Raw genomic sequence first — 24,225 nt, forward strand, 5'->3', positions numbered from 1 at the left:
CTATAGAAAGAATTTTACTATTTAATAACTAAGATAAAAAGTAAATTTTCAAGTCAAACTTATCAACCGAAATAATAGTTGCATCTCCAACAAATTTTACATTAAAATGAGTATTCTAATTTTAGGAAATCTGTTTTCGAAAGGTGGTGGGACTTGTTCCTGTATACCTTTTAAAGTATTTGCCGAAGAAGGACATATCACTAAAATTCAGTAGATCAGAGATTTCAATAACGCTTAATGAGGATATATTTAGCAAGCTTTTTGCTTCCATAATCACCATTTCTGCGATAATAGAACTTGCCGTTTTACCCGACACATCCTTGGTTACTTCCGAAAGGTATTTAGGTGTTATAAAGAGCTTTTTAGCATAGTAATCTACACTTCTCTCCTCTTTGAAGTTATTGGCAACTAAATTTATGAAGCGTAACATTAGATCCTCTTTTCTAGAAGTTTTTCGATCACCATCCTTTCTATATTTTCTGTGCAAAAACGTATACGCGTATAAAAATGAAAGGAATCCGTGCTTTACTACTGGATCATTGGAGAAATTTAATTCATTTCCGTGGTTTCTCAACCACATTACTTCTATCAAATTACCTAGAATCTTCGCTTCATTTCCAGCTAAATTAAACAAGGGCATGCCCGAAACCAATGAATCGTAAACATTCTGATGAAACTCTCTTATATTAGCATTAATAAGAAAAGAAGACTTATACAAAATTGCATAGAACTTACAATCATCACTAATAGAAACCAGATGTTTAATCGTATTTGGTGCAAAAGCCAACAGATCATTTTTTTTTAATCGAAAATTTTGGAGGTTTACATTAACTTCTATAGCTCCCTCATGTACCATAATGATGGCAAAAAAATCTGATCTGAATGGATTGAATATATTATATGGTTTGAACTCTTTCGAGTTCAATAAACGCTTATTGATATGGAACACCATAAACTCTCTTGAGTCATCTTCAGAGAGATGGTGAGAATTTACCTGTGCAGATTTTTTCTTCATACCATGGCAAACTAAATAACCTATTGTTATAGCAACATATCTCGAGTTACTTTTCTATTAAAAGTAATCCATCCTGGATAATTTATTGTTTTATTCCCAATGGCGATTGTTGGTTTTAATTTGATAGTCAACAAGCTTTCTTGCTTTGGGTTATTACCAGAGACGAAGTCTACTACCTCCTGCAAAACTGAACCATTTGAAAGTAAACCATAAATATTAGCATCTATCAACACCGGAACTTCAATAGACTCTCCTGGATTAACCTTTACCTCTTGATTTACCAAGCCTGTTGCAAGTTGTCGATCTTTCATTAAAAGCTGATATTGAAACTGATTAATTCCAGCCATATTACTTGTAGGATTTGTAATCTTCAAATGCAGGATACCTTTTAGAGGCACTTCTTTCCTCAGCATTCCCATCGCTACACCACCCATGTTACTTACGTTAACACTTCCAGATCTGACCATATTCATCACATTAGCACCTGCTAAAAATATGCTATCTACTCGTTTGACCTCAAATTTACATTGCTCTAAGGCTTTAATTTGTTTAGCTTGTTGATTAATTCCACATGCAGCTAGCACGGTTAAGAATAGAGCCATCAAAAATTTATTCATTTCGACACGTTTATTTCAAAAACACAAAAGTAACACTATTTGAACCAATACAAAGGTTAATAATTGTTAAAGGACGTAATTTCAAATAATGCTGTATATTTCGTGATAACAAATAAATCTTCAATACATCAAAACAGCCTCCTAAAGCTAACTGTCAATCGAAAACCCATTTCATTAGCACCTGCGAATATTATCAGTCTAAATAAGATCCTTGTCTGACCAGCAGCGCCCTGTACTTGTTAAATATAGCAGATTTAGAAACAAATCCCATGTATCTATCATTAGCATCCAACACTGGTAAGATCCAAATATCTTCCCGATCCATTTTTCTCATAACGTCATACATGTTGGCATCCATACGTACAACATCCAGGGGTGCCTGTGCTAATTCTTTCATAGTTTTGTCGGCAATTTCTTCTCCCATCAAAATACTAAAGAGGCGCTCGCTATATATTAGCCCCAATAATTTGAGTTCTTTGTCTACAACTGGAAAAATATTCCGTTTAGTATGTATGATGTCTGATCTACGGTCATTTGGTTTTTCATCCGGTCCGAGTATAGTAAAATTGGTTTCCAGTACGTACCGCAACTTCATCATTCGTAAAACGGTCTTATCTTTATCCTCATGTGAAAGCCAATCACCATGAGCAGCAAGATTTTTGGTATAGATTGAATATTTAACTGTTGCACGATTTATAAAATAAGAGATCGCTGAAACAATCATAAGCGGTACCATTAATGTGTAACCACCGGTAATTTCTGCAATAAGAAATATGGCTGTTAACGGAGCATGCATAATACCGCTTAGCGCTGCAGCCATTCCTGCTACGATAAAGTTGGCTTCTGCAAGATAGGTTATACCAGTCAAATTAATGCCATGAGCAAACACAAAACCCAATAGCCCACCCATAACTAAGCTAGGACCAAAAGTTCCACCATTCCCCCCACTGTTAAGCGTAATAAGCGTTGCGAAGGACTTCGCAAATATTGTTATAACCCCATAAATAACAACAATAAAGCCTACATGTTTATAGTCGGAGAAAATACTATTTGCCAATAAAGAATTTGACTTGCCCAGCAATAACTGTTGAATGGCAATATAGCCTTCTCCGTATAGTGCTGGAAAAACAAATATAAGAACCCCTAAACTTAAACCGCCTAGCCAGATTTTGTGATAAGGGTTTTTTACTTTTGAAAACCAGCTTTTCACCCAACCATCTACTTTGGTAAAGTAAATGGAAAAAAGTCCCACCAATCCGCCCAGAATTATATAAAAGAATAATGCCGATAAAACCCACTCGTCCGAAACCAAATAAAAAAGTGGTTCACTATACAATACTTTAGATACCACAGAAGCGGTAGCTGCGGCCATCAGCAGGGGTATAAAGGCCGGTATCGAAAACTCAGGCAACAGTATCTCGATAGCGAAAACCATACCTGCCACCGGACTATTGAAGGCTCCAGCAATACCAGCTGCTGCACCACAAGCTAATAACATGGTTACCTCCCTATAGTTAAGCCCAAAAAAACGTGCGATATTCGAACCAATGGCCGAACCACTATAAGCAATTGGTGCCTCGAGTCCCGCTGAACCGCCAAATCCTACAGTAAGAGCAGATGTAATAATCTGCGAATAGACATTATGAGATTCTATTCTGCTTGACTTTCTCGAAATAGCATATAATATAGGTGTAATTCCGTGCTCAAATTTCCCTTTACGAATAAATCGGCGCACATAAATGACGGTTAGTAATATACCTACCAATGGGAAAAAAAAATACAAAAAATATTTGTACTCAGATTGCACATCATTTTGCAAAAAAGCAGCGATTCCGTGCGTTAGTGCCTTTAAACCAGCAGCTGCCAGACCACCTATTAACCCTACCACTACCGCTAGAATCACCAAAAAATTCCTATTCGAAATCTTTTGTATACGCCATTGGTTTATCTTATAGATAATGCCTTTTTTTTTCTCCAAAACTTTCCTATTTTAACGTTATTATTCGAAGGTATGATCTTAAATAAATACTCTAAAAAAACAATTACAAGATACATAAATCCCTCATACCCTTCAAACTAATCTTGGTTAAACAAAGGAAATATCCAACAAAAGCATAAAATTATATTAGCATGAGGAGTTTAAATTTCGTGCAAACCTACCATAAAAATCAATGACAAACAAACGTTTCAAATTGTTTAACTTTGTAATATAACAAGATATATGTACCGGTTAAATGGCCGATTTTTAAAGCATATGGCTGTAGTCAACGTGTCGTTTAATTTACGATCAGTAAATACTTATATACTTTCGAGCGATATTAAATCTCGATTAAGTGCATATACTTTTAGTTATTAAATCTTATGCAAAATACAGATCAAAGCATTATATATCTCGACCATTGCGCTACTACCCCTGTAGACTCGATGGTGTTAGACACTATGTTACCTTATTTTAAAGATTATTATGGCAATGCTTCAAGTATACACCATAAATTGGGCCGTAAGGCGGCAGAAGCCATTGAGATTGCCCGTAATCAAGTAGCTAAACTTTTGCATGCTTCTACAAAAGAAATCATATTCACGTCCGGAGCAACTGAAGCCATTAACCAAGCGTTAAGCGGTATTTTCTTGCACTATCAACAGATTGGCAAACACATTATAACCTGCGAGACAGAACATCCAGCAGTTTTAGATACTTGTAATTATTTAAGTAGAAAAGGAGCAGATATACAAAAATTGCCGGTTGACCAAAAAGGAAATATTTCTTTGAATGATTTGCAACAGGCTATTAGACAGGATACCATTTTGATTTGTTTTATGTTTGCAAACAATGAAACGGGTGTAATACATCCTATAGACCAAATTGGTGAAATAGCGAAAGAACATAATGTATTATTCTTTTGCGACGCCACTCAGGCAGTTGGAAAAATCCCTGTTAATGTAAAAACTCAGCATATTGATGTTTTAGCCCTAAGTGCTCACAAAATATACGGTCCAAAGGGTGTAGGTGCTTTATTTATTAAACGACGAAGTGCTCCTATACAGATTGGAAGCTTACTACAGGGGGGAAAACAGGAAAATAATTTACGGGCAGGGACATTAAATGTTCCTGGTATTGTAGGTTTAGGAGCTGCAGCCTCTCTTGCAATGGAAATGGAAAACCAAGAAATTTCGAGGGTCAGTAAATTGCGAGATTATCTTGAAAATTCTCTACTACAAATACCTGAAACTTTTTTGAATGGAGATGCATTAAATCGCCTACCGCATGTGTCAAATATTTGCTTTCAATATGTAAAAAGTACTGAAATAATGGCAAATCTTCCGCAATTAGCTTTGTCTGCCGGCTCAGCCTGCGCAAGTGGCAGTCTAGAGCCTTCACATGTATTAACCGCTATGGGATTGAATAAAGAAAAAGCTGAAAGTTCCATTAGATTTAGTCTCGGGTATTCAACAACTGAAGACCAAATCAATCAAACAATCGAACTTATTATAAACGCCATTGGAGATATTAGAAATAATTCACCGTTATGGCAATTACATAAGGCAGGGGTACATTAATACCTTATGCTTAATTCTATACAGAAAAACTTTCGCCGCAAGCACAGGTGCGTGAAGCATTGGGATTAATAAAATTAAAACCCTTTCCTGTTAAGCCATCACTATAATCCAACTTAGTACCTGCCAAATAAAGGAAAGATTTGATATCCAACACAACCTTGACACCATTATCTTCAAAAGCCTGATCGCCTGATCTTTCTTGATTATCAAAATCAAGTTTGTAGGTTAAACCAGAGCATCCGCCGCTTTCAACAGCAACACGCACAAAATAAGTAGCATCATATTTTTCCGACTGTAGAATCTCGGTAATTCTGCCTTTTGCTTTTTCAGTAACCGTTATCATAATATACACAAAATTATTTCATCAAATATCGTTAATCCAAACATAAAAAGAAAATATTCGGTTGAAACGGCTCAAGAATATGACAAGGGTTAGACTTATATGGACAACTAGTAAACACTACGAAAGTCTTTATTTTTGTAAAATAATGGTGATTAACCAACAAAGCTTTTATATTTTTCAGATATTTAGCGGCTAAATCAATCCAATATGATGTGTAGAATATCCGTCGTAATAATTTTCAATCTACTCTTGATCGAGGTATTTGCTCAAAAAAAACCATTGGACCATAGTGTCTACGATAATTGGCAAAGTATAAAATTTGCCAAGGTAAGTGATGACGCGCAATTTGTATTGTACAGCGTTACACCGCAAGAGGGTGATGCATTATTTACTATTAATACTGCCAACGGAGAAACAATTTGCAGTATACCACGTGGTGAGAATGGTGTGTTTACGAACAACGCTCAGTATGCCATAGTAACTATTAAACCACCATTTGCAGCTGTGCGGCAGGCCAAAATAAAAAAGAAGAAAGTAGATGAAATGCCTAAGGATTCCCTCGCAATAATTTCTTTAACTACTAAAAATATTCAAAAATTTGCAAATATTAAATCCTTTAAGCTAGCCGATGAGTCATCAGACTATCTTGCCTTTTTAGAAGAAAAACTTCCTTTAAAAACAGATAGCACTGACAAAAACAGTAAAAATAAAGGTGAAAAAATTGAACATCCCGGGACACTGCACTTACGTAATCTAACTACAGGCACTGAGGATGTATTTGAAAATGTAAATGACTATTACTTTGATAACTCGGGTAATCTATTAGCCCTTGTTCGTAATGGCAAAAACCAAAAAGAAAACAAGTTAGAGAATGCAGGCCTTTTTTTATATTCAATTAAAGACAAGCAGCTTAAAAAAATAAGTAATGGTCGCGGAAGTTATAGTAAAGTAGCTTTTGACGTTTTAGGACATCAACTTGCCTTCACTGCAGAAAAAAATGCAGAGAAGGCATTACAAAAGCCTTATAGCCTTTATTATTATACTCCGCAACAGGATAGTGCTAAAATTATAGCCAACGTAAGTAGTGCAGGTATGCCAAACAATTGGAATGTTAGCGGAGATGGAGATTTACGCTTCAGTAGAAATGGCGATAAACTTTTTTTTGGCATAGCGCCAATTCCCCCTGTGCAAGACACTACAATCGTTGATTTTGAAGTAGCTAATGTAGATATATGGAATTGGAAAGATGATTACCTACAACCTCAACAGTTAGTAAATCTTAAAAAGGATCTAGCTAAAAGCTATCTAAGTGTAATCTATCCAAAAAGAAATCATACGATTATCCCATTAGCTTCTCAAGAAGTTCCTGATGTTGAGTTAACTGATGAGGCAGATAATGTATATACGCTAGGTAGCTCTAACGTAGGAAAGAGGATTTCGTCCCAATGGGAGGGCGGAACGCGACAAGATTTCTATTTAATATCCACTGTAGATGGAAGTAAAAAGAAAATAGCTGAAAACGTTTATGCCCGTGCATCAATTTCGCCCTTAGGAAATTTCGTGATATGGTATGATATGGCAACCCAACAATGGAATTGCTATGATGTCAACCTGAGTAGGTCAAAAATATTGAATATCGACTTGCCTGTGAGTTTTGCCGATGAAGATAATGACTCGCCTACATTCCCTTCTGCATACGGTATTGCAGGATGGACAGATGATGACATGGAAGTCCTTATCTATGACAAATATGATATCTGGAGTTTTGACACCAAGAACGATGACAGGCGTCTTTTAACGAATGGGGCTGGTAGAAGCAGTAAAATAACATTCAGATATGAAGATATTATACCAAAAATAGATGCCAAGAAAAACTATAAATCAGTTATCATCAATATAAAGGAATCATTTTTGGTAAGTGCTTTCAATCATATTAATAAAGAAAATGGTTGGTATCAAACGAATCCGCGTAACAAAAAAGATCCGAAGGAAATTGTCATGGGACCTTATACTTATAAAGATGTAAAGGCAAGTGCAAATGATAAACTAAAAATTTATACTAAAGAAAATTACAAGGAATCTCCAGATTTATACATGTCAGACGGATTCGACAAAGAGACAAAATTAAGTGCTATTAATCCACAACAACAACAATATAATTGGGGTACGGCAGAATTGGTCAAATGGACAACCCCTGCTGGTTATGAAGCTACAGGCATTCTCTATAAACCAGAAGATTTTAGCGAATCTAAAAAATATCCAATGATCACTTATTTTTACGAAAAGTTGTCGGATGGCTTAAACACTTACATCCCTCCTGCTCCTACTCCTTCTCGTTTAAACATAAGTTATTTCGTCAGTAATGGTTATTTGGTATTTGCTCCCGACATTAGCTATGAGATTGGTCATCCAGGAAAATCTGCAGAAGAATACATTAACTCGGGAGTAAAAGAACTCGCCAAATTCTCATGGGTAGACGAAAAGCACCTTGGAATACAAGGACAAAGTTGGGGAGGTTATCAAGTGGCCCATTTAATTACGCGTACGGATATGTATGCAGCCGCTTGGGCTGGTGCTCCCGTTGTGAATATGACATCTGCTTACGGGGGAATCCGTTGGGCAACTGGACTTAATAGACAATTTCAATACGAAAAGACGCAAAGTCGTATAGGTAAAGATCTATGGGAGGGATATGATCTTTACATTGAAAACTCACCGCTGTTTCATTTAAAAACGGTTAAAACCCCAGTAGTAATCATGGCTAATGATAATGATGGCGCAGTACCTTGGTACCAAGGGATTGAAATGTTTACAGCTCTACGTAGACTCGGTAAGCCAGCATGGATGCTAAATTATAACGGAGAAGAACATAATCTTGTAAAGAGGCAGAACAGAAAAGACATACAAATCAGGGAACAACAATTCTTTGACCATTTTTTAAAAAATAAACCGGCACCAGTTTGGCTTGAAAAAGGAGTACCAGCCACTTTAAAGGGAATTAACTGGGGATTTGATCTTGTAAATTAAAAAGGGCTGTATCAATAATTAAATCATAATTCGTAAACAGAATTTACCTTCAAACAGCCTCTTGAAATAGTAAAACAGCAACAAAAAACGGCAATTTTCAATTTGAGAATTGCCGTTTTTTATTAGGCTGAATACCGCCATAAAATATTATTTGACGACGTTGAGCTTAGACTGAATTATGATACAACACCTTTTCTATAATCTATTTTCTTCGGAGCTGCTGCCATAACTTCAGCACTCACGCCTTTTTCATATTGTTTGAAATTCGCTACGAAAGCTTCCGCTAACTTGTTCGCTTGGATAAAATACGCGTCTTTATCTTCCCAACTATCCCGTGGACTTAATACTTCGCTTGGAACTCCGGGACAGATAGTAGGATACGACAATCCAAATATTAAATGTTTTTGGTACATTACCTGATCAAGATCGCCTTCGAGTGCTGCTTTAATCAAGTTACGCGTATAATGAAGGCTTATACGTTTTCCCACACCGTATGCACCCCCAATCCACCCTGTATTTACCAGCCAAACCTTTGCAGCGTGGTCCTGTAGCTTTTCTCCCAGTATTGCAGCATACTTGCCTGGACGTAAGGGCAAAAAGGCTTTACCAAAGCAGGCTGAAAATGTAGCTACCGGTTCATTTACACCGGCTTCCGTACCGGCAACTTTAGCCGTATACCCAGATATAAAATGATACATCGCTTGCTCTACTGTCAATTTAGATATAGGTGGCAAAACACCAAATGCATCGGCTGTTAGAAAAAAAATATGCTGCGGATGCAATGCTACTGCTGGCTCTAAAGCGCCTTCGATAAAACTAGCCGGGTAGGCCGCTCGAGTATTTTCGGTCTTACTAATATTATTGTAATCAGGTATACGAGTTCCTTCCAGCAAACAGATATTTTCCAACAATGTTCCGAACTTAATAGCATTGAAAATTTGAGGTTCTTGCTTAGCTTCTAAACCAACACACTTTGCATAACACCCTCCTTCGAAGTTAAAAATTCCATTATGGTCCCATCCATGTTCGTCATCACCAACCAACATTCGTTGTTCGTCCGCTGAAAGCGTTGTTTTGCCTGTGCCCGATAAACCAAAAAACAAGGCCGTATCTCCTCTCTTTTTACCTACATTAGCTGAGCAATGCATAGATAAAACTCCTTTTTCTTTTGGCAAAATATAATTTAACACGGAAAAAATGCTTTTTTTTATCTCACCGGTATATCCTGTTCCACCGATCAAAACCGTTTTTTCTACAAAGTTGATGATTACAAAATTTGGATTGTTAACACCATCAGTAGTTGGATTCGCCTCAAAACTCGGAATTGCTATTATGGTCCAATCAATTGATAAAAACCTTTCATTATTATTTGGTCTTAGAAAGAGGTTATTAGCAAAAATATTCTGATAAGCAGATTCGGTAATTACTTTTAGTGTTAAACGATGTCTTTCATCGGCACAAACGTATCCATCGCGGATATAGAGATTAATCTTCTCCATATACTGACACATCTTATCTAATAGCATCTTATAATATTTTACATCTAATGCTTGATTGATATCTCCCCACCAAATGGTGTTCTTTGTCTCATCATCGTAAACAATATATCGATCACGGGGTGACCTACCCGTAAATTTACCTGTATCAGCCGCTAATGCTCCATTTATTGTCAAAGAGCCTTCTCTATTGATTAAAGCATGTTCTATTAGCTCGGGAACCGACAATTGATAATACACTTTTCCCTTAGGAGAAAATTTTTGATTCCCTAGATCCAGTAGATTAGAAATAGTAGAGTTCATAGATTTTATTTGTTGAATTTGGCTCAAAACTAAGCATTAAAGAAGGGTAAAAGCAAATAAAACTCACTAATAATCAACATGTTGTACAAGATACACCACTTAAAAAACCATTATATCTAGCTAATTCATAAGCACTTATATAATATTCAAAATGGAAATATTTTTTTTATTAATCAACTAAAAAAGAAGGTATAAATCAATATAAAAATGGAAAAATAAAAAAATAAAACATAATTTATTGCTAAAAAAATAACCACAGCACAGAAATCACTTAATATACGCCAGCTATTTTATAGCCTGAAAAGTTTTATTATCTTAAGCCTCGAAGAAATACATTTTTTGCTCATGAAATTATACACGATAGAGGCAGGGTTTTTTAAATTAGACGGAGGAGCCATGTTTGGCGTTGTTCCGAAGAGCATATGGCAACGTACAAATCCTGCAGACGAAAACAATCTTTGCACCTGGGCAACCCGGCTATTGTTAATCGAATCTGGTAGACGATTAATACTAATTGATACCGGGCTTGGAAATAAACAAGACACCAAATTCTTTGATCACTATCACGTCCATGGAGATAATATAGACGATTCTCTTGCAAGACATGGTTTTAGCAAAAATGACATTACTGATGTGCTTTTAACCCACCTCCATTTTGATCATGTTGGCGGAGCAGTTGAAAGAAAAGGAAATCATCTTGTTCCAGCATTCGAAAATGCAATTTTTTGGAGTAATCAAAAACATTGGGAATGGGCCACACACCCAAATGATAGAGAAAAAGCTTCCTTTTTGAAAGAGAATATATTCCCTCTCCAGGAAAGTGAAAAATTAAAATTTATTGAGGAAGGGACTCAAGTAACGTTTGCCGATGGGATAGCTATTCGATATGTTAATGGTCACACTAAAGCAATGATGTTACCTCAAATAACCTATAAAGGTAAAACGATATTATATATGGCTGACTTATTGCCATCTGTTGGCCATATTCCCCTTCCATATGTGATGTCTTATGATATGTTTCCTTTAGAAACGCTAAAAGAAAAAAAGACATATCTGGAAGAGGCGCTGAACAAACAGTACATTTTATTTCTAGAACACGATCCTATTCACGAATGCTGTACGCTCAAACAAACAGAAAAAGGAATTCGACTTGACAAAACATTCAGGCTGCAGGATATTTGATAGCAACTTTTTATTTTCTTGGTTTTATTTCTTCTTCTTCTTCGGTATCTGAGTTATCGAAATCTGTGAGGTCTGTTTTGTTCCAAAACGGTACTTTTATATGGATAGCTGCTTTCGCAATAATATAAGCGGATGTTGGCGACGTTAAAGCAATAAAGAACATAATACCCAGGCCCTTTAACATTACTTCAATATTATTGAAATATAAAACGGCAGCCATTATTATTAGTAACACTCCGAGTGTGGAATTCTTTGTAACCGCAGATAACCTACTATAAAAGTCGGGCAACCTTAATATACCAATTGCTGAAATAAGCATGGTAAAAGATCCCAACAGTACAAGAATCGCAGTTAAAATCAATGTTAGATTGTTCATTTCTTTGGTTGATTTACAAGATAGTATGCAAAGGATATCGCTCCTAGAAAAGCTATTAAAGAAAATACAAGAGCAACATCGAAGAAAATGAGTTTATCAGTAATCATCACATAAATGATCAACAGCCCTATTAAATAGGCTGAAATTAAGTCCAATGCAGACAAGCGATCAGCTAAACTTGGCCCAACAATGAATCTATAAAGTGCCAATACTATTGATAGGCCTAAAAGACAAACTGAAAAGATTAAGATGATTGAAAAAACAGTCATTTTTTATTTGAATTTTTAATTTTCGTAATGGAATCACTATCCCCACCACCCGATGTTTGAATCTCTACCCCACTTAATGAAAGGGATGAAATATTCAGTAAGCGTTTTTCAAGACCATCACGCATATATTTTTTAAATGTTTCTAACGTCCCCCCTTCTAAATAAATGGTATGCACAAAAAGGTGCTTCCTATCATCCGAAATACCAACAACCAACGTACCCGGGGTTAGATTAGAAATATTGGTCAGCACCATAACACCAACATCTGTACGGAGTTGTAATGGTACTTTTACAACTGCTGGATGCAAATTAATTTTAGGGGTTATGATTTCTTTCGTCAATCTGATGTTTGAGCGTATAAATTCCTTAACAAAATACTTACACAAATACATGATCTGAACCACTAGTTTAAAGTAACGTTTACTAAATAGGTAGCATATTAACCACAGCAGTGTAATACTAAAAAAAAATGCGATGATAGCACCTCCGGCAGTTTCCGGTACAAAAGGAACTAACTCCAATATCCAATAACACAAGCAAATGCTTGCTAATAAATGTATGCTAAATAAGATAATCATTTCTTTAAAACTGCATTAATATAATTAGCTGGTTGGAGCACCTGCTCCGCCGCTTTTCTTGTATAGTCGATAAGCCATGTAGGGCTGAAGCTAATCCATAGCGTAATTAGTAGTAAAAAAACGCTTGCAAGATACATATGGTAATGCTTTTTTACATAAACACGTTCCAAGGGCAATTGTTGCTTTTCCTTTGCATATTCTGATAAAAAACATTTTTTCCATATTAACATCATCGAATATAAGGTTAACAAACTGGTAACTAACATAATAGAAATGGGCAGATATTCTTTAACCTTAAGTCCAGCATCTACAAGCATAAATTTGCCCCAAAACCCCGAAAAAGGTGGAATACCAACTAGCGTCAATGAAAGGATCATGAAAAGAAAAGACAAAAGCGAAAAATGATCATACAGACCTTTAATTTTCTTTACCTCATAACTGCCTGCAATTTTTCCAATAATACCAGCAACAAAAAAAAGATTTGTTTTAACCAGTATATGATGTAACATATAAAAAATAGCACCACAAATTGCAATAGGTGTATAAACAGCCAGTCCAAACACCATAAAACCAATTTTACTAATCAGATTAAATGCTAAAATTTTTCTAATATCCTGTTGATTTATAGCCCCTAATACACCGATAATCATGGTAATACAGGACAAAACGAGTATAAGCTGCTGAATCAAATGATGTTGTTGTAAAGGAAACAACAATGTAAAAGTTCGAATAAGTGTATAAACGCCAACTTTTGTTAATAATCCTGCAATAATGGCTGTTATTGCTATTGGAGGTGTGTGATAAGAAGAAGGTAACCAAAAATAAAACGGAAATAGTGCTGACTTTATTCCAAAGCTAACCAATAGTAGCACTGCTGCAAGTTGTGTAATGGCTTTTAACGAAGGATCTCTTAAACTTTCTGACAATGCCGCTAGATTAGTATTGCCAGTGGTACCATAAAGTATGCCAATGGCCAACAGTAAAAATGAAGATGCTACAAAATTAATAACGACATATTTAATTCCTCCCTGTAGTTGATCTTTTTTACTTCCCAGGGTAATTAATACAAATGAAGAAATAAGCATAACCTCGAACCATACATAGAGGTTAAACAAATCACCCGTTAAAAAAGCACCCGAAATTCCGGCTAACATAAACAAGAATGCTGGGTAAAAGCCTATTCTTTTCTTTCTAGAACTCAAAACATCTTCCGCAAAAGAAAATACAGACACTGCTAAAGCCAATAAGGCAGTTATACAGAGCAGCAGAGCCGCCAAGCGATCTACAAAGAGCGTAATACCAAATGGAGCCTCCCAGCCGCCTAATTGCATTACAACGGTATCTAAACGATCTATAACAGACACCAACATCACAGCAAAAACAAATGCTAAAAGGCTTCCAGCAACCGCGATAAATCGCTGTACTTTAACATATTTATTGAACAAAAGACATAACATGCCAGACAACATAAAAATTAGAAGAGGTCCTATCACGTAATAAGTAACTTGCATATTATACCCGATCTGTGCTCGTTAGTTCATCCAAATTATTTGTACGACTTGTTTGGTATATGCGCTTCAATAGCACAATTACAAACGCCTGTACGCCCAATCCGATAACAATCGCTGTTAAGATAAAAGCTTGCGGAACAGGGTCTGCCATACTATCTACAGCAACGGCATCCGCAGACTTTGACACAAAAGCAGGATGGTTTCTAGTAAGCCCACCCGCTATTAATAAAAACATATTGCATGCATTGCCGAACAGAATGACTCCCGCAATAAGCTTCATGAAACTTTTATGTAACAATAGATATAAACCCGTGGCAAACAAAAAGCCTGTTAAAATTGAAATCATTAATTCCATAAATTACTCTTTAAAAACGGCGAAAGCAATTTTTAAAATTGCACCAATAACCGCGAAATAAACGCCTATATCAAACACCAATACAGAACTAATTGTACCTATACCTACTATCTCTACATCTGTCCATAAGGCATGAAAGAAACCATCGCCAACTAACATGGGTACTGTTGCTGCCATAAAGCTCAACAACAATCCTATACTAGCCAGCTTTATAGCGTCAATTTTATATACACGCTGTGTTTCTGAAACACCAAAGGCTATCATATGGAAAATTAAACCGATAGATATTACCAGCGCAGCAATAAATCCTCCACCTGGATGATCGTGTCCACGGAATAAAAGATAAAGGGAATACAATAAGAAAACTGGAATTAGCACTTTAATCGTAACCTGCAATATGGTCGTCCTCATAGCTTGTCCTCCTTCTGTTTTAGATGGATAAGGGCCACCACGCCAATAGCGGTCATACATAATACAACTATCTCTCCAAAGGTATCGAAGGCTCTAAAATCAACTAACATCACATTCACTACATTCTCCCCATGACCATTCGGCGCACTGTTTCGCAGAAAAAAATTCTTTAAAGCAGGGTCGGGGGTATATTGCTGCAAACTAAAAAGCACTAAAGTCATCATGATCCCGAATAACACCGAAACAGCTGCGATCAGCAGTTTCCTTGCCTCAAGAGGGAACGTTGCATTCTTAGGCATCCTGTTTAAAATGATAGTGAAAATTACGAGTGTAATCGTTTCAACTAAAAATTGGGTCATGGAAACATCTGGTGCACTAAAAATAGCGTAGAAAAAAGCAATACCATAACCTACCAAACTCAAACAGACTAGTATCCTCAAACGAGAGGAACTCTTTATAATGAACACAGTCCCTATAAAAATTAAAAGCATCGGAAAAAAGTCATAAACTTCTAATAAAGGAATTTCCTTATCAAACGCAAGGGCATCGGGCAAGAGTGATCCTTCCAAATAAACCCAAAATAAAAGAATGATTAATACGCAGAATATTACTTTTAAGTATCTTGTTAAAAAACCATTTTGAAAAAACAAGGTAACAGACGAGGCTATAGTGCCCACCTTCTGTAAAGTAAACATATATCCTTTTTCAAATGAAAGGAAATTAAATAGATTAGCAACTTTTTTCAACCTATTGCGATATATATAAACTAACACACCAATTAACCAGGTTAAAATACTCATTAAAAACTGTTTATTGAACCCATGCCATAAAGAAAGATCAACTTTAACATTATCTTTAGTACCAATAATAGCATTACATACCTCATAAAAAAATGGTTCAACATACACTCCTAATAGACCAAATAATATTCCGAGCAAGCCTAATATAAGTGGTGGGAACCACATAAAAAAAGCGCTTTCTTTTATTTTACTTAACGATTTTGCCTTGCCAAAAAACACGTCATAGGATAACCTTACAGATAGCATAAAATATATAGCGCTGCAAAAGAGAAAAACTGTCAGGAATAAATAGTCCTTCCAATCACCTTCCAATAATGCCAAGTATAATTTTTCCTTTCCTATAAACCCTAATAAGGGGGGCAATCCGGCCATTGATAGACATGCTAAGATAGCGGCTATACCTGTATAAGGCATAGATCTGAACAATCCAGATAAGCTATTCAAATCCCTTGTTTTCGCTTGACTATCAATGTTGCCAACAACAAGAAACAGTCCTCCTTTGTATAAAGCGTGTACAAATAAATAGATAAGTGCTCCTTGTAAAGCGATTACACTACCCACACCAATTGAAGCCATAAGTAATCCTAAGGTGCTGATGGTAATGGCAGCTAGAATAGCTTTCAGATCATTTTCCTGAAGAGCTTTCCATGCGCCAATTATCATGGTTATCCCGCCTGCCAAAAGCAGGCTATAATGCCATAATCCAACCCCATTTAATAACGGGTTTAATCGCATCGCTAAGAAAATGCCCGCCTTCACCATGGTTGCGGAGTGCAGAAAGGCACTAACAGGTGTTGGCGCTGCCATAGCATTAGGTAGCCAAAAGTGAAATGGGAACTGAGCCGACTTTGCAAAACATCCCAATAGTATTAAAAGTATAATAGGTTCTGTGTAGCTTCCCAAAAAACTGATGTCACTTTGAAGAATAACGGATAAGTTAAAAGATCCTGCAGTGTTTCCCAATAAAAACAATCCCGCAAATAAAGCTAGCCCACCAGCATTTGTAACCAGCAGTGCCTGCATCCCCGCATCTCTAGATTTCTTTTTATTATTATCAAAACTAATTAACAGATAAGAACTTACACTTGTTAACTCCCAAAATACATAAAGTAAAAAGACGTTATCTGATAGCACCACCCCTAACATAGAGGCCGTAAAAAGCAAGAGGTAAAAAAGAAAGCGATTAACCTTTGCCTTCCCATGCATATATACCGTTGAATACAACAATATAAGTGAACCGAAAAGACTAATCAGTAATGCAAAAAAAAGACTTAAACCGTCCAAATGAAACCGAAGATTAATTTTCAGGGAAGGTACCCATTCAGTTTCTTGCACAATATTCTTACCTTCTAGTATTGGATGCATGAAAGCTGTAAAGAAAAGAAAAACGCCAAATAAGATGAGCGCACTAACGAAACCTACAACTTTAGGTTGAAAGTGATAGAAAAATAAAGGAAAAAAACTTAAAAGAAAGGTTATTAATAAAATTATTGTCATAGAATATATTAAGGACTAAACTTACAACAGCTAAAGTACGTTTTTGTTAGTCCTTAATATAAAATAACCCTACATACGTTCGGGTACGTCTATACCTAGTAGCTTCATTCCCCTTGCTATTACCTGAGCTGTCGCAGCAGATAAATTAAGTCTAAAGTTTTTCAGTTGAATATCTTCTACCTTAATAATAGAGACCTCATGGTAAAATTTATTATAAAGCTTTGAGAGCTCATATACGTAATTGGCAATTAACGAAGGACTATAGTTCTCTGCTGCGCTTGCTACCATATCGTCGAACTTAACTATTTCCTTAATAAGATCGCGCTCTGTATTTTCCAAAATAGCTGGTTTCGCTTTAATTATTTCGGCTTTATACCCACCTTTTGTCAGAACTGATTTTATACGGGCGTGTGTATACTGAATAAATGGCCCGGTGTGACCCTGAAAATCAATAGACTCGTTAGGATCAAAAAGCAAACGTTTTTTTGGTTCTACTTTTAAGAGAAAGTATTTTAATGCTCCTAAACCTATCATTTCATATAAAGCCTCTTTTTCAGGACCCGAAAAGCCTTCTACTTTTCCCAGTTCCTCTGTCCGATTTCTGGCTGTATCTATCATATCAGCCATTAAATCATCTGCGTCAACAACAGTACCCTCTCTAGATTTCATTTTTCCTGAAGGTAAATCTACCATCCCATATGATAAGTGATACAATCCTTCAGCCCACGATTTTCCGAGCTTCTTTAAAATTAAAAACAGTACTTTAAAATGGTAATCTTGCTCGTTCCCTACCACATAAATAGAATTATCCATGTGATAATCATTATATTTTAACTGAGCAGTACCTAAATCTTGTGTTATATAAACAGAAGTTCCATCTCCGCGTAACACTAATTTCTCGTCAAGCCCTTCTCCTGTCAAATCAATCCAAACCGAATTATCGTCCTTCTTAAAAAATACCCCTTTCGATATTCCTTCCTCGATAATATCTTTGCCAAGTAAATAGGTATTAGACTCGTAATAGATTTTATCAAAGTTAACACCCATTTTTTTATAGGTCTTCTCAAATCCATCGTACACCCACTCATTCATCATCTCCCAAAGTTTGATAACATCGGTATCTCCCGCTTCCCACTTCCGAAGCATCGTTTGTGCCTCCATCATTAATGGTGCCTCTCTTTTCGCCTCCTCCTCCGACCTACCTTTCTCCATTAAGGATGCTATCTCCTTTTTATATTCCTGATCAAAGCGTACGTAGTAATTGCCTACGAGTTTATCCCCTTTCAGACCACTAGAACTTGGAGTTTCCCCATTGCCAAATTTCTGCCAAGCCAGCATTGATTTGCAAATATGTATTCCCCTGTCATTAACTAAGTTAGTTTTAACAACATCATAACCCGCTGCGTTTAATAGCTCGGCAACTGCATATCCCAAGAGATTATTTCGAACATGTCCTAAATGTAAGGGTTTGTTTGTATTTGGAGATGAATACTCTACCATTACTTTCCGTCCGTTTCTCCGAAGAACGCCAACATCCTTTTTAAGGATTTGCTTATCTAGTTGATCTAGCCAAAAAACATCCGTTAAACTAATATTTAAGAAGCCCTTTATTACATTATAGGCTTCTATATCGACTGAATTTGCAACTAAGTATTCGCCAATGTCGGCACCCGTTTGTTCTGGCGACTTTTTAGAAAATCTAGTAAAAGGAAATGTTACTATAGTGACCTGTCCATCAAACTCTTTTCGTGTTTCTTGTAAGGTTACTGTACTTTCGGGAATTTCTTCTCCATATATTTTTTTTATTGCTTGTAGCGTTAGCGTTACGATAAAATTCATGGGGTCAAACTTAGATAAAATATTGGAATTTTTTTTTCTGAAAATAAAACCTAATTTGCAAGACAACTAGATTATCAGGCCCATTAACGTAAAAAACCACCATAAACTTCTGTTATATGGATCAAAGCAGTCTGGTTAATATTAAAGATAAACCTTATTAGCATAAAATTCACCATGAACGTCAATTCAGAAATTGGAACACTCCGAAAAGTACTGATACATAGTCCAGATAGCGGGCTCGGACAAGTAGTACCATCTAAGGCACAGGATTGGCTCTTTGAAGACATAGTACATCTAAGCACCTTACGAAAAGATGAATATGATTATTATATTAAATTACTAATGTATTTTTTAGATCCGGTAAAAATTAAAGGTAAATTATCTGATATAGAAGCAGAGAAGAACAATCGTTGCTTTTTTAAGCCAGATCACGTCCAATTTCATCACTCAGATAATGTTATTGAAATCCAATCACTTCTAGCTAACATTTTAGAAAATTCCATCATAAAGAACAACCTTGTAGCAGCTGTTTGCGCAATTGAAGGATGCAATTACCGATTACAGCAGCAATTAACTGAAAAGGAACCTATTAAATTAGCAAAGATAATTCTTTCTGGCTCGTTTGACGACGAACACATGATTTTTGCTCCTATTCCGAACCTAATTTTTACACGTGATTTAGGTGTTGTTATAAATAATCATCTCTTGCTGAACAAACCTGCGAAAAAGGCCAGAAGCCGTGAAAGCCTTATTATGCGTTATATTTTCTTTAATCATCCTCTTTTTACAACATATCAACAGAATATATTAGAGATCCCCGATCCCATTCAGCATTTTCTACGCCCAGGTGAAGACGAAGAGCAACGTGCTACACTAGAAGGCGGTGATATCATGATCGTAAATAACAACCACGTATTGATAGGATGTAGCGAACGAACCTCTCCTTATGGTGCAAATGAAGCAATCAAATTACTATTCAAATATAAAGTGGTAGAAAAGGTAAGCGTTATAAAAATACCGAGTAAACGGGATTTCATGCATATAGATACAATCTTTACACAGGTAAAACGGAACGTATGGGTCATTTTATCTTCTGTTGCAAAACAACTACAAACAGATGTGCATGAGCCTGTTAGTTTTTTCACACCACCCGAGCAGCAAACAACAGAAATCATACAATTCTATCGCGACCAACAACGCACGCCAAAACGTTTCTCCTCATTAGAAGAACTCCTCAATGATGTGAGCAAAAATGATTTGCAGAGTAAGGAGGAAACACAGTTTATTTACAGTGGCAACAATGTTTTTCCATATGATTCGCGCGAACAATGGACTGATTCATGCAATCTTTTGGCATTAAAAGAAGGTGTAGTGTTAGGATACGACAGAAACGACAAAACCATTAAAGCATTTTTAGACAAAGGTTTTGAAGTAAAGAAAGTTGCAGAGATCCTGGAGGCAATTGAAACAGATCAGTTGAATGTTCAAGAAATAAAAGATACACTTATATTACTTCCTTCTGCAGAGTTGTCTAGGGCCCGTGGTGGTTTTCACTGTATGAGCTTACCCTTACTGAGGGATAATATCGATTAATACGATCAATGTGATGATTCCTACAAATAATATAATGATGATAAGGCCTGTAGGCTTCAGGTATAATGAGGAAACGGCCGTTAACAATAAATTTCAGCAAATTTCATCGACAACGGAAGTGCAAAACCAAGCGCTTAAACAGTTCAATGATTTTATCGATTTATTAAGAGAAAATGAGGTAGAGGTTAACCTATTTGAGGATACACAACAACCTTCTACCCCAGACGCATTGTTTCCCAACAACTGGATTTCTTTTCATGAAGATGGGACAGTCATACTTTATCCAATGTTTGCAGAAAATAGACGAACAGAAAGACGTTCTGACATTTTAGAAGTATTATCTAGAAAATATCATATACAGCGAACAGTCGATTTAAGTTACTACGAGAAGTCGAACCTCTTTTTGGAAGGTACCGGCAGCATGGTGCTTGATAGAGAAAACAAAATTGCTTATATGTGTTTATCACCGAGAAGCGATAGGGAACCTCTTTACGCATTCTGCAAAGAGATGAATTATTTACCGATAATTTTTGAGGCAGTAGATGCTTCCGATCATGCTATATATCATACAAATGTAATGATGTGCATGGCAGATAAATTTGTTGTAATATGCAGTGAGGCTATAAAAAGCAAAAACGAACGCCTTGAAATCATAAAGTCATTTAAAAAAAACAAGAAAGAGATTGTAGAGATCTCTTTACAGCAAATGCTACATTTTGCTGGTAACATGATAGAAATCACAAACAAATCGAATGAAAATCTGTTAGTTATGTCTGAACAAGCATATTTATCACTCAATAAGGCACAAATATCATGCTTATCAAAACAAGCAAAAATTATTTATACCCCTTTAGATATTATAGAAAAAAATGGAGGCGGAAGCGCTCGTTGCATGATTGCAGAAATTTTTCTTTCTCTCAACAATACCCCAGGAAGTACACATACCCAATAAATTCAATTTCTTTACATCATTTTTATAAAACTCTAGTATCATATATCGATTTAAAATCACATTTTTGCAAAAATTTTTAATTAAGATAAATGCAAAGCTATCAGGAATTTCTTGACTTAAGTGTTGGCTTTCCGCAAGACGGATTTGACATCATAGATGACGAATTATATTTTCATGATTTAAATTTGATGGAGATGATAGAGACTTATGGCACTCCCTTAAGATTTACCTATCTCCCAATTATCAGTAAGAAAATTCAGCAAGCTAAAATATTGTTCCAAACTGCTATTTTAAAAAATAATTATAGAGGTTCATATAAATATTGCTACTGTACAAAGAGCTCCCATTTCAGACATATAGTTGAAGAAGCTTTAAAAAATGACATTCATTTAGAAACTTCATCAGCTTTCGATATGCCTATGATAGATGCGCTAGAGAAAAAAGGAGTAGTTTCAAAAGATATAACGGTAATATGCAATGGATTCAAAACTTTTCAATACAAGCAGTACATCATAGACATGCTACATGATGGGTTTCAGAATATCATTCCCGTTTTAGATAATAAGGAAGAATTTAATTTGTACGATGATGAGGTGGAACTAGATACTCCTTGCAACTTAGGTATCCGCATAGCTGCAGAAGAGCAACCCGACTCACAATTCTATACATCACGACTTGGCGTAAGAATGGAAGATGTGATAGACTTCTATAACACGAAAATTGTACATAATCCTAATTTTAAAGTTAAACTACTTCATTTCTTCATTAATTCTGGTATTTCCGATACACCTTATTACTGGAATGAGCTGGAAAAATATGTGACGCTATATTGCAAGTTCAAGAAGATCAATCCAGATTTAGACACACTTGATATTGGTGGCGGAATGCCGTTCAAAGACTCATTGGTGCACGACTTCGACTATGAGTATATGGTGAATGAAATTGTCAACCGTATTAAACAAATTTGTGCTCAACATGAGGTAATGGAACCCGATATTATTACAGAATTCGGTAAATATACGGTTGCTGAAGCCTCAGGCATCCTTTACAAGGTTTTGGGGAGGAAACAGCAAAACGATCGCGAAAAATGGTTAATGCTAGACGGTTCATTCATAACAAATTTACCCGATGTATGGGCATTGAATCAAAAGTATATACTATTACCAATTAATAATTGGGATTCAGAATATGAAAGGGTGAATCTTGGAGGCATAACATGTGATGGGCAAGATTATTATAATCAAGAAGCACATATGAATAATGTTTTTATGCCGAAAACGAGAAAAGTGCAATACCTTGGTTTTTTTCATACAGGTGCTTATCAAGAAGTATTGAGTGGCTACGGCGGCATACACCATTGCTTATTACCCTCACCGAAACATGTAATCATCAGAAGAAACAGAGATGAGACCTTCAATTTTGAGGTTTTTGGAGAGGAACAGAATTCTAAGCAGGTACTAAAGATATTAGGTTATTAATAATTTTGTATATTCTTACAGGTTATTCAACTGCTATAAATAACCTGTAAGACCCACCATAAGGAGTTTGGATTTCGTTACGTGGTAATAAATCGCTTTATAATGCGTAATTTATGTGTGTATTTTCCCGCCTCCTTCGAGTAAATCCCAGTACTATCAATCTGATCAATCTTTACTCTTCCAGAAGCATGTATGATTTCTTCATGGTTTATTATAATACCTACATGAGTTATGCGCCCTTCTTCATCATCAAAAAAAGCGACATCCCCAGGTTGAGCCTCTTGTAGAAAATCGATAGCTTTACCTTGTTCTGCCTGTTGCCATGCGTCCCGTTTTATAGGGTATCCGAAATGTTTGAAAACAATTTGTACAAGTCCCGAACAATCAATACCAAATACCGATCGGCCACCCCAAAGATAAGGAGCATTTAAATAAAATCGTGTAACTTCTTCTACATCTAACAAAAAACTATCTTTATCAGGCTCCCTAGATAGACCAAGAAAAAGGTAATCGGTAGAATTGATACTAAAGCTGTCATCTTCCAAAAAGGGTAAAGTACTTCCTGGAAGCAAATGTAAACTTTCTTCCTTGCCTAACTTTAACAGCATTGCGTGAGTAGATAAATCGGCAATATGTTGTATTTCTGTTTTAAGTAAATTGAAAGACTCAGCGTCGATCTCTATTTGCTGTCGTGCATCTATCCAGCCTTCATAGTCATCGTAGGCTATCTTTATATATAAATATTCTCCATCTTTTCTTAATACTTCAAAAGTTTCTCCAAAAAGCAATTGAGTTAACATTTCACTTTTATGACCAATACCAGCCCTTACCGGAATAACTGGTAGATTACAAATTCCGTACACCATGATAAACTAAATGTAAACCTTTCACAAAGATAACTTATTTATAGGCTATTTTAATAGTGTCGACTGATTGTATTAATTGAACGACTGAAATATATCTACTTTGTCAGGTATTCAAACTAAATTGTATAACAATTGTTATCATTACAATCTAATTACATT

The 24,225-nt window shown here is 35.9% G+C and carries 20 protein-coding genes; 6 read left to right on the forward strand and 14 right to left on the reverse strand.

Translation table 11 applies throughout. The annotated features are described in order from the left end of the window. Window positions 1–121 precede the first annotated feature (121 nt). From BMY50_RS11550 to BMY50_RS11560, 3 genes are all read right to left on the reverse strand, one after another. Window positions 122–1,015 (reverse strand): helix-turn-helix domain-containing protein, encoded by an 894-nt coding sequence (locus tag BMY50_RS11550; RefSeq protein WP_093324297.1) that lies wholly within the window; start codon window positions 1,013–1,015, stop codon window positions 122–124. 26 nt (window positions 1,016–1,041) lie between these two features. Next, window positions 1,042–1,632 carry a hypothetical protein gene (locus BMY50_RS11555; RefSeq protein ID WP_093324300.1) on the reverse strand — a complete coding sequence of 197 codons (591 nt, stop codon included), beginning with the start codon at window positions 1,630–1,632 and terminating at the stop codon, window positions 1,042–1,044. 193 nt (window positions 1,633–1,825) lie between these two features. Beyond that, a complete protein-coding gene (locus BMY50_RS11560) occupies window positions 1,826–3,610 on the reverse strand; it encodes a chloride channel protein (RefSeq protein ID WP_093324303.1) in 1,785 nt (594 codons plus the stop codon). Between the two features lie 383 nt (window positions 3,611–3,993). Between BMY50_RS11560 and BMY50_RS11565 the strand changes: the two genes are divergently transcribed. Next, window positions 3,994–5,190: a cysteine desulfurase family protein gene (locus tag BMY50_RS11565; RefSeq protein WP_202907822.1), complete on the forward strand. Its 1,197-nt coding sequence runs from the start codon at window positions 3,994–3,996 to the stop codon at window positions 5,188–5,190. 16 nt (window positions 5,191–5,206) lie between these two features. On the opposite strand, the gene BMY50_RS11570 is transcribed toward BMY50_RS11565, so the two are convergent. Then, window positions 5,207–5,533 carry a HesB/IscA family protein gene (locus BMY50_RS11570; RefSeq protein WP_093324307.1) on the reverse strand — a complete coding sequence of 109 codons (327 nt, stop codon included), beginning with the start codon at window positions 5,531–5,533 and terminating at the stop codon, window positions 5,207–5,209. Between the two features lie 207 nt (window positions 5,534–5,740). On the opposite strand from BMY50_RS11570, the gene BMY50_RS11575 reads away from it, so the two are divergent. Continuing rightward, on the forward strand, window positions 5,741–8,560 hold the full coding sequence (locus tag BMY50_RS11575; protein WP_238383736.1) for an alpha/beta hydrolase family protein: 2,820 nt from the start codon (window positions 5,741–5,743) through the stop codon (window positions 8,558–8,560). Window positions 8,561–8,736: 176 nt separating this feature from the next. Here BMY50_RS11575 and pckA read toward each other — a convergent pair whose 3' ends face one another. Continuing rightward, window positions 8,737–10,359, reverse strand: a complete 1,623-nt coding sequence (gene pckA, locus BMY50_RS11580) for a phosphoenolpyruvate carboxykinase (ATP) (protein WP_093324314.1) — start codon at window positions 10,357–10,359, stop codon at window positions 8,737–8,739. Between the two features lie 345 nt (window positions 10,360–10,704). Between pckA and BMY50_RS11585 the strand changes: the two genes are divergently transcribed. Then, on the forward strand, window positions 10,705–11,541 hold the full coding sequence (locus tag BMY50_RS11585) for an MBL fold metallo-hydrolase (protein ID WP_093324316.1): 837 nt from the start codon (window positions 10,705–10,707) through the stop codon (window positions 11,539–11,541). Between the two features lie 10 nt (window positions 11,542–11,551). On the opposite strand, the gene mnhG is transcribed toward BMY50_RS11585, so the two are convergent. The 8 genes from mnhG to argS all read right to left on the reverse strand — a co-directional run bounded on the left by mnhG (window position 11,552) and on the right by argS (window position 19,177). Next, window positions 11,552–11,917 (reverse strand): monovalent cation/H(+) antiporter subunit G, encoded by a 366-nt coding sequence (mnhG, locus tag BMY50_RS11590; RefSeq protein WP_093324320.1) that lies wholly within the window; start codon window positions 11,915–11,917, stop codon window positions 11,552–11,554. After that, entirely contained in the window at window positions 11,914–12,186 is a 273-nt protein-coding gene (locus BMY50_RS11595) for a monovalent cation/H+ antiporter complex subunit F (RefSeq protein ID WP_093324323.1), read from the reverse strand. Before BMY50_RS11595 ends, mnhG begins: the two co-directional genes overlap by 4 nt. After that, the gene (locus BMY50_RS11600) at window positions 12,183–12,764 is read right to left on the reverse strand and encodes a Na+/H+ antiporter subunit E (protein ID WP_093324326.1); all 582 of its coding nucleotides are present in this window, start codon (window positions 12,762–12,764) and stop codon (window positions 12,183–12,185) included. The genes BMY50_RS11595 and BMY50_RS11600 overlap by 4 nt, the downstream gene beginning before the upstream one ends. Then, window positions 12,761–14,275, reverse strand: coding sequence for a proton-conducting transporter transmembrane domain-containing protein (locus BMY50_RS11605; RefSeq protein ID WP_093324329.1), 1,515 nt, complete (start codon window positions 14,273–14,275; stop codon window positions 12,761–12,763). The genes BMY50_RS11600 and BMY50_RS11605 overlap by 4 nt, the downstream gene beginning before the upstream one ends. 1 nt (window position 14,276) lies before the next feature. After that, window positions 14,277–14,630, reverse strand: a complete 354-nt coding sequence (locus tag BMY50_RS11610; protein WP_093324333.1) for an NADH-quinone oxidoreductase subunit K — start codon at window positions 14,628–14,630, stop codon at window positions 14,277–14,279. 3 nt (window positions 14,631–14,633) lie between these two features. Continuing rightward, window positions 14,634–15,101 (reverse strand): MnhB domain-containing protein, encoded by a 468-nt coding sequence (locus BMY50_RS11615; protein WP_093324336.1) that lies wholly within the window; start codon window positions 15,099–15,101, stop codon window positions 14,634–14,636. Continuing rightward, window positions 15,038–17,338: a hydrogen gas-evolving membrane-bound hydrogenase subunit E gene (gene mbhE, locus BMY50_RS11620; RefSeq protein WP_093324339.1), complete on the reverse strand. Its 2,301-nt coding sequence runs from the start codon at window positions 17,336–17,338 to the stop codon at window positions 15,038–15,040. The genes BMY50_RS11615 and mbhE overlap by 64 nt, the downstream gene beginning before the upstream one ends. 69 nt (window positions 17,339–17,407) lie before the next feature. Further along, window positions 17,408–19,177 (reverse strand): arginine--tRNA ligase, encoded by a 1,770-nt coding sequence (argS, locus tag BMY50_RS11625; RefSeq protein WP_093324342.1) that lies wholly within the window; start codon window positions 19,175–19,177, stop codon window positions 17,408–17,410. 174 nt (window positions 19,178–19,351) lie between these two features. On the opposite strand from argS, the gene BMY50_RS11630 reads away from it, so the two are divergent. From BMY50_RS11630 to BMY50_RS11640, 3 genes are all read left to right on the forward strand, one after another. Then, complete coding sequence (locus BMY50_RS11630) at window positions 19,352–20,770, forward strand: arginine deiminase family protein (protein WP_093324346.1); 1,419 nt, start codon at window positions 19,352–19,354, stop codon at window positions 20,768–20,770. Window positions 20,771–20,804: 34 nt separating this feature from the next. Next, on the forward strand, window positions 20,805–21,722 hold the full coding sequence (gene ctlX, locus BMY50_RS11635) for a citrulline utilization hydrolase CtlX (protein ID WP_317040838.1): 918 nt from the start codon (window positions 20,805–20,807) through the stop codon (window positions 21,720–21,722). An 89-nt stretch (window positions 21,723–21,811) separates the two neighbouring features. After that, the gene (locus tag BMY50_RS11640; protein WP_093324353.1) at window positions 21,812–23,200 is read left to right on the forward strand and encodes an arginine decarboxylase; all 1,389 of its coding nucleotides are present in this window, start codon (window positions 21,812–21,814) and stop codon (window positions 23,198–23,200) included. Window positions 23,201–23,277: 77 nt separating this feature from the next. Here BMY50_RS11640 and BMY50_RS11645 read toward each other — a convergent pair whose 3' ends face one another. Next, on the reverse strand, window positions 23,278–24,066 hold the full coding sequence (locus BMY50_RS11645) for a C40 family peptidase (RefSeq protein ID WP_093324356.1): 789 nt from the start codon (window positions 24,064–24,066) through the stop codon (window positions 23,278–23,280). Window positions 24,067–24,225 lie beyond the last annotated feature (159 nt).

The sequence above is a fragment of the Olivibacter domesticus genome (assembly GCF_900109575.1).
Lineage (GTDB): Bacteria > Bacteroidota > Bacteroidia > Sphingobacteriales > Sphingobacteriaceae > Olivibacter > Olivibacter domesticus.

What these genes read in the sequence shown, in the direction of transcription:
- BMY50_RS11575 (WP_238383736.1), top strand. Translation starts at nt 5,741, where the DNA reads ATGATGTGTAGAATATCCGTCGTAATAATTTTCAATCTACTCTTGATC.
- BMY50_RS11600 (WP_093324326.1), bottom strand. Translation starts at nt 12,764, where the DNA reads ATGATTATCTTATTTAGCATACATTTATTAGCAAGCATTTGCTTGTGT.
- BMY50_RS11595 (WP_093324323.1), bottom strand. Translation starts at nt 12,186, where the DNA reads ATGACTGTTTTTTCAATCATCTTAATCTTTTCAGTTTGTCTTTTAGGC.
- BMY50_RS11555 (WP_093324300.1), bottom strand. Translation starts at nt 1,632, where the DNA reads ATGAATAAATTTTTGATGGCTCTATTCTTAACCGTGCTAGCTGCATGT.
- mbhE (WP_093324339.1), bottom strand. Translation starts at nt 17,338, where the DNA reads ATGACAATAATTTTATTAATAACCTTTCTTTTAAGTTTTTTTCCTTTA.
- BMY50_RS11645 (WP_093324356.1), bottom strand. Translation starts at nt 24,066, where the DNA reads ATGGTGTACGGAATTTGTAATCTACCAGTTATTCCGGTAAGGGCTGGT.
- mnhG (WP_093324320.1), bottom strand. Translation starts at nt 11,917, where the DNA reads ATGAACAATCTAACATTGATTTTAACTGCGATTCTTGTACTGTTGGGA.
- ctlX (WP_317040838.1), top strand. Translation starts at nt 20,805, where the DNA reads ATGATGATAAGGCCTGTAGGCTTCAGGTATAATGAGGAAACGGCCGTT.
- BMY50_RS11550 (WP_093324297.1), bottom strand. Translation starts at nt 1,015, where the DNA reads ATGAAGAAAAAATCTGCACAGGTAAATTCTCACCATCTCTCTGAAGAT.
- BMY50_RS11630 (WP_093324346.1), top strand. Translation starts at nt 19,352, where the DNA reads ATGAACGTCAATTCAGAAATTGGAACACTCCGAAAAGTACTGATACAT.
- BMY50_RS11585 (WP_093324316.1), top strand. Translation starts at nt 10,705, where the DNA reads ATGAAATTATACACGATAGAGGCAGGGTTTTTTAAATTAGACGGAGGA.
- argS (WP_093324342.1), bottom strand. Translation starts at nt 19,177, where the DNA reads ATGAATTTTATCGTAACGCTAACGCTACAAGCAATAAAAAAAATATAT.
- pckA (WP_093324314.1), bottom strand. Translation starts at nt 10,359, where the DNA reads ATGAACTCTACTATTTCTAATCTACTGGATCTAGGGAATCAAAAATTT.
- BMY50_RS11610 (WP_093324333.1), bottom strand. Translation starts at nt 14,630, where the DNA reads ATGGAATTAATGATTTCAATTTTAACAGGCTTTTTGTTTGCCACGGGT.
- BMY50_RS11570 (WP_093324307.1), bottom strand. Translation starts at nt 5,533, where the DNA reads ATGATAACGGTTACTGAAAAAGCAAAAGGCAGAATTACCGAGATTCTA.
- BMY50_RS11565 (WP_202907822.1), top strand. Translation starts at nt 3,994, where the DNA reads ATGCAAAATACAGATCAAAGCATTATATATCTCGACCATTGCGCTACT.
- BMY50_RS11615 (WP_093324336.1), bottom strand. Translation starts at nt 15,101, where the DNA reads ATGTATGACCGCTATTGGCGTGGTGGCCCTTATCCATCTAAAACAGAA.
- BMY50_RS11605 (WP_093324329.1), bottom strand. Translation starts at nt 14,275, where the DNA reads ATGCAAGTTACTTATTACGTGATAGGACCTCTTCTAATTTTTATGTTG.
- BMY50_RS11640 (WP_093324353.1), top strand. Translation starts at nt 21,812, where the DNA reads ATGCAAAGCTATCAGGAATTTCTTGACTTAAGTGTTGGCTTTCCGCAA.